5 protein-coding genes are annotated in these 7,104 nt (G+C 48.3%); 1 reads left to right on the top strand and 4 read right to left on the bottom strand.

Annotation, left to right across the window (positions count from 1 at the left end; all coding sequences use genetic code 11):
* Positions 1–316: 316 nt before the first annotated feature.
* On the bottom strand, positions 317–1,570 hold the full coding sequence (locus FJM67_RS14090; RefSeq protein ID WP_140590518.1) for an MgtC/SapB family protein: 1,254 nt from the start codon (positions 1,568–1,570) through the stop codon (positions 317–319).
* 81 nt (positions 1,571–1,651) lie between these two features.
* On the bottom strand, positions 1,652–3,580 hold the full coding sequence (locus FJM67_RS14085) for a B12-binding domain-containing radical SAM protein (protein ID WP_140590516.1): 1,929 nt from the start codon (positions 3,578–3,580) through the stop codon (positions 1,652–1,654).
* Positions 3,581–3,764: 184 nt separating this feature from the next.
* Between FJM67_RS14085 and FJM67_RS14080 the strand changes: the two genes are divergently transcribed.
* Positions 3,765–5,036, top strand: coding sequence for an O-acetylhomoserine aminocarboxypropyltransferase/cysteine synthase family protein (locus FJM67_RS14080; RefSeq protein WP_140590513.1), 1,272 nt, complete (start codon positions 3,765–3,767; stop codon positions 5,034–5,036).
* 62 nt (positions 5,037–5,098) lie between these two features.
* On the opposite strand, the gene FJM67_RS14075 is transcribed toward FJM67_RS14080, so the two are convergent.
* Together FJM67_RS14075 and FJM67_RS14070 are read right to left on the bottom strand one after the other, a co-directional pair.
* A complete protein-coding gene (locus FJM67_RS14075) occupies positions 5,099–5,959 on the bottom strand; it encodes a DNA alkylation repair protein (protein ID WP_140590510.1) in 861 nt (286 codons plus the stop codon).
* A gap of 1 nt (position 5,960) precedes the next feature.
* Positions 5,961–7,004, bottom strand: coding sequence for a GGDEF domain-containing protein (locus FJM67_RS14070; protein ID WP_140590508.1), 1,044 nt, complete (start codon positions 7,002–7,004; stop codon positions 5,961–5,963).
* Positions 7,005–7,104: the final 100 nt, after the last annotated feature.

Here is a 7,104-nt window from a genome sequence, read left to right as displayed (position 1 = left end):
GTGTGGGAGATCCCATGTGAGAGTAGGTCGTCGTCAAGCTTCAAACACAGAAGCCCTGATCGGAAACGGTCAGGGCTTTTTTGTGCTTGCTGACAAGCAAAAAGCATAACAATCTAGGTAGGCATTCGCTTCTCGGACGACAGCATAACGAATAGCTCAAGATGCTGATGGCGAGTGACGGGGATGCTTCAACCCTTACTGGGGTCAGAATACACAAAAGGCTGCGGCTAGGTCATTCTCTCCAACATAGATACTGAGGGTCTGATAATGAAGCCTGTCAGCCGGACCGAACACTCTATAAACTTTACTCTGCAATCTATAATAAAGAAGCTATAAGCAGCCCAATAATGCTCGCAGCTAATAAGCTAACGCTGCCACGGTTAAACATTTCTCTACCACCGATAGCACCGATCATGCCAGCTTTAAGCACGCCGTTGACGCTGGCAGCAATCACTATACCTAATACCGCTGTGTCTAATGCCAAACCTTCTCGGCTCATACCGGAAAGTGATAGGTTAATTGGGTCCACATCCGCCACACCAGAGGCTGCAGCGAGTATCAATATGCCCGTATCACCTAGCGTTGCTTGTAATGCGCTGCTGAGAAGTAAGATTGCGCTGAGTAGTACCCCGAAGCCTAAAGCCGACCATAGGGAAAGTGGTGAAGCCGGTGGAGCGATATTCTCCGGCACAGATTGATTGCCTTTAAACCAAAGCCAAAGTGCGGGGATGTAGGTAACCAGCGCCATTGTTAAGGTTGGGATAGCGAGTGGCACCATTAATTCAGGGTTAATAACGCTAGCAACGAGTAATACCCGCGGATACATAGTGCCGCAGGCAAATAAAATACCAGCCGCAAGTAGAGGGGAGGCCGCGGGAACTTGCTTCGCCATTCGAGAAAATTGTAGTGTGAGTGCGGTAGATGAAGCAAAGCCAGCAAATAAGGCGGTGAGCATAATGCCCTTACGTGCCCCTGCGATACGCATCGCGAAATAACCTACAAAGGAAATGGAAGAGATCAGCACGACCATCCACCATATTTCATAGGGGTTTAATGCATCCCATGGGCCCATATCTTCGTTGGGAATAATGGATAATATCACCACCGAAATGAGCAGTAGTTCTAACGCTGCCCATAATTCCTTTTTATCGATAAAGTGAAGCCAGCGGTGCAGCTCCCCCTTCATACTTAATACTAAGGTCGTCACAACGGCCAATGATGCGGCTTCAGTGACATAGCCCATCATCACCAGAGCACCATAACTAAACGTGAGTAAAGCCGCGATAAGAGAGGTTAAAGAAGCGTTTTCCCGGGTGCTATTAATGCTGTAAGACGCAATCAAAGCAATCGCTAGGGCAGCAAAGGCGATACCAACAAAGTAATTTCCTAGTTGTTGCGACATCATCACCGCAACTGCACCTAAAAGAGAGATGAGGCTATAAGTGCGAAGCCCCGCTATGCGCGAACCTTCCTTCTGTTCCCGATATTTGAACCCTCGCTCAACCCCAACAAGCAAACCCAATGAAAGTGCTATGGCTAGTAAAACAATTGAGGAGTGATCTGTACTCATGTTGCATCCCGCTTTTTGTGATCTCTTGAGTCTAGCTTACTTGCCCTCAAATGGAACAGTGGTTGTATGCAGCGTTAGTGGTTAGCTGATCACTATCAGATCATTAATAGCTTTAGTCACCAGATCCTTTTTAACACGGGTTTTCGCCACGTTCTCATCAAACCAAAAGTCTAGCGGCTGATCAAAACCAATACCGTGCATGAAGTTATAAAGTGCTATACGTAAGCCAGCGCCAAGCATGTCATGATTTGTGTTGGTGGGGTCAAAGAAGTCCACATCGTTTTCGGCAAATAGGGTTTCAGGCCGCTCTGCTAGGGTGATGCCATATTCGTCGGGGGCGATACCGATAGGGCTGTGGATTGTCGCGGCAAAGCGGTGCCAGTAGGCAGACTGAAAGCAGCCTGCCTGCATCATTTGTCGTACCATCTCTAACGAGTCAATGGTTTCCTGCTCTGTTTGCGTCGGGAAACCATACATCAGGTAGGCGTGTACTAAGATACCAGCATCGCTAAAGGCTTTTGTTACCCTAGCAACTTGTTCTACGCTAACGCCTTTTTTCATCAGTTTAAGTAAACGATCGGACGCGACTTCTAAACCACCGCTAACAGCAATGCAGCCAGAATCTGCCAGTAGTTGGCAACGTTCTGGTGTGAAGGTTTTCTCAAAGCGAATATTTCCCCACCAGCTGATCACTACGCCCCGCTCTATCAGGCGTTCAGCCAAGGCAAATAATGCTTTTGGCGGTGCCGCTTCATCCACAAAGTGGAAACCAGTCTGACCGGTCTCGGCAATCAGCTGCTCAATACGATCTACTAAGATATCTGCCCCAGCGGCATCATAGCGGTCAATATAATCCAAGCTGATGTCGCAGAAGCTGCATTTACGCCAATAGCAACCGTGGGCGATAGTCAGTTTGTTCCAGCGGCCATCGCTCCAGATGCGATGCATTGGGTTGAGCATTTCACACAAGGAGAGATATTCAGTCAGCGGCAGGCCATCGTAGACCGGAGCACCGACGTCCGTTTGTGGAATGTCATGTAAGCTCTTGTTATCACTAAAGTAAACAAATGGCTCACCATCTTCGTCCTCAGCTAGATAGTAAGTACGTACTAACTCATCGATATCCCGTTTACCATCAAAAAATTCTAACAAAGTCATGAAGGGACGTTCGCCATCATCGACACAAATAAAATCGACAAATTCAAAAACGCGCGGGTCTTTTAATGCTCGCAATTCGGTGTTCACGAATCCGCCGCCCATGACAATGGGAATGTCTGGATTAATCTCTTTGCAGGTTTGAGCAATGCGTAGCGCACCTAATACGTTCCCTGGAAAAGGCACCGTTAAGGCGATGACGGAGGGCTGGGTTTCTTCAAGGTACACTTCCACCAATTGTTCGAGAATTTCCGAGCTAAAACTAGGTTCCCCCATTAGGGTATCGTACAGGTCATCAAAGGTTGGGTTCGCTGCGGCGAGTCGCTCGCCGTAGCGACTGACCTCGAAGTAGGGGTCGACCCCTTGGGTAATAACGGCAGAGAGATCGTTAATAAATAAAGTTGCTAAATACTTGGCTTTGTCTTGTACGCCTAAGTCGCCGAAAGCATTTTTCAGTACGTCTCCGGAAATGGCCTCCATCTGTTCGATGGCATCAAATGCAGGGCCTTCCGGTAAGAAGCGTCTTGAGACGATGCGCAAGGCCAAACTTGGATCTTTCCCTTGTAGAAATCGGATGACCGGCTCGACGCAGAGCTGGTAGCGATCGAATTCGGCTAAAAAGGTATAGATAACATCCGGTAGCTCGTCGTCATCGAATTGTTCGAAATTCTCCTCCACATGCTGACGCATAATATCCAACCCTTGGGCGGTCATCATTTCCAAAAACAACTCAATGGCAGGGTCACGCTGTACTGCTTGGTAACCACGGGAGCGTAAAAAACCGGTTAAATACGCAGTGGCTGGATAGGGCGTATTTAATTGAGTCATTGGGGGCGTCATTAACAGAACGGTCATAGCCTGCCTTATGGATGAGATCTGAATACTCAGAGAAGGGTCAACAGAGGCTGTTATTTTAACAAATAGTGACCAGAAAAGCCCTTTTCGTCGCTTGCAAAAGCCGTCATGATAGATGGCTCGCGCATTCAGGGATGCCCCTGCTCGCTACCAATGAACACGCAAATAATGATAAGGCTAACGTATGAAATTGGAATCTCTTGCTTTGCACCATGGCTACACTTCCGAAGCAACCACCAAAGCGGCAGCGGTGCCGATCTACCAGACCACTTCTTACACTTTCGACAACACCCAACATGGTGCCGACTTATTTGATCTAAAAGTACAGGGCAATATTTACACTCGTATTATGAACCCGACCAATGCCGTATTGGAGCAGCGTGTGGCCGCTTTGGAAGGCGGTATAGGCTCCTTGGCAGTCGCCTCTGGTATGGCAGCAATTACTTATTCTATTCAGTGTATTGCAGAGGCGGGTGACAATATTCTGAGTACTAGCCAGCTATACGGCGGCACCTACAACCTATTTGCCCACACGTTCCCGAAACAGGGCATCGAAGTACGCATGATTTCCCACGATGATTACGCGGGTTTTGAAGCCTCCATTGACGATCATACTCGAGCGATCTTCTGTGAATCCATCGGTAACCCTGCGGGTAATGTGGTGGATATCGAGCGTTTAGCCGCATTGGCTCATAAACACGGTTTGCCACTCATCGTGGATAACACGGTCGCAACTCCATACTTATGTCGTCCATTCGAACATGGTGCCGATATTGTGGTGCACTCACTCACCAAATACATGGGCGGTCACGGTACCAGCGTTGGCGGCATCATCGTTGATTCTGGCAAGTTCGACTGGGCTGGTAATGCAGAGCGTTTCCCTATGCTCAATCAACCAGACCCGTCTTACCATGGTGTGGTGTATACCGAGGCTCTTGGCGCAGCGGCTTACATTGGCCGTTGTCGAGTGGTGCCACTGCGTAACACCGGCGCTGCCTTATCGCCACAAAATACTTTCTTGATCCTGCAAGGCATTGAAACCTTGGGGCTACGTATGGAGCGCCACTGTGAGAATGCGGAAAAAGTCGCCGCCTTTTTGCAACAGCATGACAAAGTAAGTTGGGTTAACTATGCCGCTTTGCCAGATAGCCCATATCATGCCACCTGTGAAAAGATCACCAGTGGTAAAGCGTCGGGCATTATCAGCTTTGGTATAAAAGGTGGTCGTGAAGCAGGTGGTCGTTTTATCGACGCGTTGCAAATGATTTTACGCCTAGTGAATATCGGTGACGCCAAGTCTTTGGCCTGCCATCCTGCATCGACTACCCACCGCCAACTAAATGCGGAAGAGCTGAAGAAAGCGGGAGCTAGTGAAGATATGGTGCGTATCTCCGTAGGGATTGAACATATCGACGATATCCTAGCGGATATAAGCCAAGCGCTAGATGCGGCTTAAGCCGGTGTAACGCTCCTTTATGAATGACTTTCCGCTGTCTATTTCCATTGAGCGGAAAGTCATTACTTCATCTGGCGACGCAGTTCATTTGCACCGGGATAGTTTTTCTTATCCAGATACCGAATAGCATGGCGTATTAGCCAGCGCCGTTCTTTATTAGCCTCTTCCCCCCAGTTACGACAAATTTCCAAAACCCAGTCAGGTTGGTCTTTGGCTATATCGCCTAAATGGTTGGCGACACTGCGTCGTACGTAAAGGCTTGGATCATCTTTAAGCGCTTCTAAGATAAACAGCACTTTATCAGGGGTCTTGCCAAAATCTGGTAAGCGTTTTCCCCAAGGCAAGCGTGGGCGCGTCCCTTCACTGCATAACCGGCGCACATGTTCATCAGGGTCACTCAGCCAAGTTTGAATCGTTGCCAGTGCTCGGTTGGGGTCATGTAACAGAAATGAGCGGATAGAAAATTCCGCGGTAAAACGTTTGGTTAATTGGTACTGAGCTGCCATGGATAGGTCAAATGGATCCGTTTCCTCGCCACTTGCTTTCACGCCGTATTTTGCAATAAAAGCACTGTGCGGCAGGTAGAAAAATACCGCTAGGCCATTGTCGCTGCTTTGGGTCAGCTCAGGAGTAAAAGACGCCACTAAGATATCAATCGCGTCTTGGTAAGATGTTGGCAAATGAGCGCGTAACGCCGTAGCAATATGATCCGCCCGTTGCATCAAAGTTAGCTCATCAAGCCCGGTCGTTGCTTGCGTACTAAATGAGTCCTTGTCAAAGTTAGGGAAGACCAGCTCGATATTGCGTGCCAAATAGCCAATGCTAGTGGCACTTAAAATCTCTTTTAGCGGCACATCTTTTTGAATCGCACTGGCGGCTTGCGGCAGCTGCGGTGTGGTATGGTTAGGTATTGTGCTATCCATACTACGGATCTCCCACCAATTTATAACAGTTTTTGCCGGAGGTTTTCGCTCGGTATAGGGCTTCGTCGACTGCTCGCAGGGTGGCGCGGTGTTCTAGCGCCTTATAATGCACGCCGCCTAGGCTAATGGTAACTGGGCGTTCGATGGAAAATGAATGGCTAGAGATACGTTCTAGCAACAGGGCTAATTGTTTTTCGAAGTCTTGGCTATTTTGGGCGTAGCTCACTATCAGAAATTCTTCACCACCCCAGCGCCCAATAACACCGTCTAAACCGAATGTGTCCCCCATGACATGCCCAACACCAATTAGCACCTCATCCCCAGCCGAGTGGCCAAATTCATCATTAATACTCTTAAAATTATCCACATCTGCCATGGCGACAAAGACATTTTGGTTTGAGTTAAGCAGCAGGTCTTCCATGTAACGACGGTTGAACAAACCCGTTAGCGGGTCTGTAGTGGCCAGGACTTTCAGCTTTTGATTGGACTGTTGCAGTAGCTTTTGCGCGGAGCGACGACTGGCTTCGTAGTAACAAGACAGCATAAATAACAGCAGATAAATCGCGGTTAGATTCGCGAATGAATCCATATCCCAAGGTGCCGGCTGCCAGACCCCTAAGTTACTCCACGCCAGCCACAATACCACTGCCAGATACACCATGCTGTATAGCGTGCCGTACAGATAGCCCAGCAAGAAAATACTTAGCAACGGAGTCACAAACGCCCATGCGAGCGAATAGTCTAGGTTATGGCGGTCGAGCATCACCATCAGGCAAACACCTGTTACCATGATCAGCAAGATAAACGAGGCAAGTAAGACACGCTGAAAACGTAGAACAATATAGAGTGAGACAATCCCCAGCAGAGTTCCAGCTAAATCCACATAAAACAGCGATGGGTAGTAATCGATAACTGAGTTATAAAATGCGAAAAACGCCGCAACCCCGGTACAAGAGACAATAGAAATTAACGTAAGGCTCAGATGGCGGTATTGGTCATCAAACTTAGATACGCCAAGATACTTAGTTAACAGAGATTCAATCACTTCCAACCCCTTCGTTGTGACAACCGCTTTAAATTCCGAGCCTCTCTTCCAGCAAGAGCAGCCATGGCAATATAGTCTATTCCTACCTTATCGTCAGCAA

This window comes from Maribrevibacterium harenarium (assembly GCF_006385675.1).
Taxonomy (GTDB): domain Bacteria; phylum Pseudomonadota; class Gammaproteobacteria; order Pseudomonadales; family Marinomonadaceae; genus Marinomonas; species Marinomonas harenarium.
Note: the sequence above shows the minus strand (reverse complement) of the source record. Positions and strands in the feature narration are given on the sequence as shown.